Raw genomic sequence first — 3,722 nt, forward strand, 5'->3', positions numbered from 1 at the left:
GCCGGATCCGTGAACTGACCGGACATGTACTTCCAGTACACATATGCCGGTCCGAGGGTCCGGATATCCGGACCAGGTGATCATCTGAATCCCTACCGGCCCGGGACGCGACCCCGCGCCCTGACCGGCGCGTACCCGGCGGCACCAGGTCGGCCCCTACGAAGGCACAGGCCACCCCAACCCCCACAACGAGCCGCGCCCGGAAAGGTCACGCCCGCCCTGCACCCCGCCGACGAGGTGCCCGGCATCACCCGCCTCGCTGCGCCGCCCCGTCCACGGCGTCCGCCCCCGACGAGGGCTGTGGGCGGGACGTTCTTGCTGGTGGGAGGCGTGATCGCTAGGAGGTGATCGTCTGGCGAGACGTCTTCAGGTCGGGTCCTCCGGCAGAGCGAAGCCCCGGGTGCAGAGCTGCTGCGCTGTGTCTTTCTCACCGTGCGCCTCAAGGAACGTGATGAGTTCTCTGGCCGCGCCTTCGGTGCCAGCATGCACTTCGGCGTACAGCGCTTCCAGATCCTCTTGCTCAGCCAGGAGGGAGACGAGCCGGTCAGCGGCCGGGCGTTCCCCGGCGTCGGCGCGCGCCCGCAGTTCGTCCAGCCTGCTGTGGTCTCCCAGAAACCGAGCAAGTCCAAGTGCAGCGGCATACTCGCCCGCGTCGGCGCGAGTCCGCAGTAGCCGCAGTGCTTCGTCGACATCTCCCTGCTCAACCAGACGCCACGTCAGATCGTCGAAGGCTCCGAGATCACCGGACTCGGCGCGGTTCCGTAGCTGCTGCAGTGCTTCCTCGTCGTTGCCTTGCCGTCTCAGCAAGTCTTCGACCCGGTTGGCGGCAGACCGGTCGCCGGTTTCGGCCAGGTCTCCGAGTACCTTCAGTGCTTCGTCGGTGTCGCCTCGTCGGATCAGCAGATCAGCCAGTTGGTCGGTGGCCTCGTAGTCTCCGGCACCGGCACGGATCCGCAGTTCATCAACGCGTCCCTGTTCAGCCAGGAGCACTGCAAGCCTGATGGAGGCGTAGGCGTCCCCGGCATCCGCGCGGCTTCTCAGCAGCTGCAGTGCTTCGTCTACGTGGCCTCGTCGAATCAGCGACTCGGACAGCCGGCCGACTGCCGCGCGGCTGCCCATCTCGGCGTGCACCCGCAGCACCCGGAGTGCCTCGTCGGTGTCGCCTTGCTCGGACACCAGGTCGGCGAGCTGGAAAGCGGCGTTGTGGTCCCCGGCATCCGCCCGCGCCCTCAACACCCGCTGAAGCTCGTCGATGTCGCCCTGCCGTCTCAGGACCAGGGCGAGGTGATCGGTAGCGCTGCCGTCGCCTGCGTCGGCGAGCCTGCGCAGCTCATCAGTGTCGTTCTGCCGATCGAGCAGTCCGATCAACTGGTCGACTGCATCGGCGTCTCCAGCGTCGGCCCGCACTCGCAGCCCGGCAACGTCGCCCTGCTCGGCCAGGACGTCCGCCAGCACCTGGGCGGCACGACGGTCTCCAGCGTCGGCCCGCTCTCGCAGCTCGTCAATGCGGCCACAGTCCGCGAGCAGTCGAGCCAGTTGGCCGGCAGCCGCCTCACTGGTGTCCGCGATAGCTCGCAGCACCTCCAGGGCTTCCTCGGTCTTTCCCTGATCGTCCAGGAGGTCAGCAAGCTCGAGAGCCGCTTCGGAGCTACTGAAGGCGAGGGCTCTGTAAAGGGTTTCCGCCGCGCCGTACACGAGACGCCGGTAGGCCCCGTCCGCAAGGCGCAGACGGTCGTCGAGGTCGGCGGTGTGCTCGACGAGCGCCTGCCAGGTGAGGGCACTGAGCTGCTCGCTGCGACGTCGCCAGGCCAGGCGTTGTTGAAGGTAGTCGGCGACTGTGTAGCCGAGCACGGCGCGGCGATCAGCGGTAGGCAATGGTATGAGGGGCGCGGTGGCCCGGTCGTCGCGGCGAGAGCTGCTGGAAAGCTCAGCTAGCGCACGCTCGAACCAAGTGTCGTCGGGCTCGACGGTGGTGAAGTAGCCCCGCGCAGCCGCGCAGAGCAGCTCGCGGGTCAAAGGACCCTGGATGCCCAGGCGGCGGGCATCTATGGCGGCGTGGATCACGGCCTGGTTCACATCCGTGGCCTGCTGGTAACGGCGCATGATCTGGCGGGCACCTGCGAGAGCTTCAGTGACGTTGTAGTCGCGGTCGGCCACAGCATGGGCAAGACGCGGATCCCGGGCCGCCAATGTCGCTGCACGAGCGCGTTCCGTCGGCGAAAACGGCTGTACAACCAGGTCACGCACACCGCCCATACCGAGGATGTCGACGGCAGCGGGATAACGCGGATGCTGCGCGCCGGTATCCGGGGCAAGCTCGGTCGCACGCAGTTCGGTGGCGTACTCCGGCCACAACGTTCCCACGATGACCACAGGCGTGTCCGCCGCAAGGAGCTTACGGACCGCGGAAGCACTCAGCGGCGCATGGCCAGCCCCCTCGTCGTTGACGAAGAACGGGCCAGACAGGAAGCGCTGCAGCTCGTCCAACCACACCATCAGTTTCGGCAGCGGGAACGATGCCTCGGCGAGGGCGTTGACCAGCCCTCCATCACCGAGATCGGGAGCCAGAACGGCAAAGTCCGCCAGCTCCGCCCGCGCCGACTCGAACAACAGACGGGTCTTACCAACACAGGAGTTGCCGACCAGCACGATGAAACCGCCGTCGCGTCCGGCGGTGCGCATCCACGAGCGCAGCTGCTCACTCACGTCTCGCTCAACGAACACGGGCAGATCCACATCTGGCTCCACCACAGTTTCCCCGCGTTGTTGACGCCCACCGCCCAACGCTCTCAGCCGACGGACTGCCGGCACCGCAGCCGGCGCAGAAGCCATCGGTTCAAGGGGAAGCGCTTCGTGGATGCCCAGCAGCAGCCCACCAGCGCCTCGCTCGCCCACCTGGGGAAGGCCTTCCTGACGGCCCAGATGCCGACGCAAACGATCCACCGCGACCTGTTCCTGCGCGGCTACGTCTTGTCGGCGCTGTGCCCACTGCTCCAGCGACCAGGTCCCCGCCACACCCAGCACCGCAACAACCACGGCGGCCGCCCATGGCGGACACCACCCCAACCATGACGGCGGCTCCTCCAACTCCAGCAACGCCACCACCGTCGCCACCAAAGCCAGCACCACCACGGGCGCCACGACCCGCCGCGCACGAATCCGAGATCGACGTGCCACAACCACCCACCCCCGCCTGCTAGCTGCGAGCATCAGCCTAGAACGGGTGATCCCGGGCCCGGCAGCCAATCCAAGACACCAGTAGAGATCGCTCCAGTGGGGTCCGCCTCACGGCATCGTGTCGTCGGACCATGAGGTTCGGTTCCAGGGAACTAAGCAGTACGACACGCCGGCCTCGTGTGGTGGACCCTTCAGTTCGCCGCCGAAGTCCCTTCAGAATTGGCGAACTCACGGGACGGCCATCTGGGCGAGGACGTACCAGAGCTGGTCGGCGCTCCCGGGCGGCCATGGCGTACGCAACTTCCCGGTGGCGGGGTCGAGTTCACCGCACCACTGCGCGTACCGGGAGGCGGCATCGTCCGGCCAGAGGATCCCGTGACCGCCAGGCACGGCCAGGGCGCGGTCGAGGTCCACGGGATGCCCCAGCACATCCAGCCGCGCCGTGACGTCCCCGAGCGGTCCCCACACCAGCCGCCGACGCCCCTGCAGCGCCCGCGCGATCCGCCCCGCTCCCTCACCCGCCGAGACCGCGTCCGCCGGCGCCC

The 3,722-nt window shown here is 68.0% G+C and carries 2 protein-coding genes; both read right to left on the minus strand.

From position 1 onward, the window contains the following. Positions 1-366 precede the first annotated feature (366 nt). The gene (locus STRTUCAR8_RS29175) at positions 367-3,132 is read right to left on the minus strand and encodes a hypothetical protein (RefSeq protein ID WP_143666617.1); all 2,766 of its coding nucleotides are present in this window, start codon (positions 3,130-3,132) and stop codon (positions 367-369) included. A gap of 273 nt (positions 3,133-3,405) precedes the next feature. Then, positions 3,406-3,722: hypothetical protein (locus STRTUCAR8_RS29180; protein ID WP_044473092.1), on the minus strand; the 317-nt coding region annotated here is incomplete at its 5' end.

Source organism: Streptomyces turgidiscabies Car8 (assembly GCF_000331005.1).
Taxonomy (GTDB): Bacteria; Actinomycetota; Actinomycetes; order Streptomycetales; family Streptomycetaceae; genus Streptomyces; species Streptomyces turgidiscabies.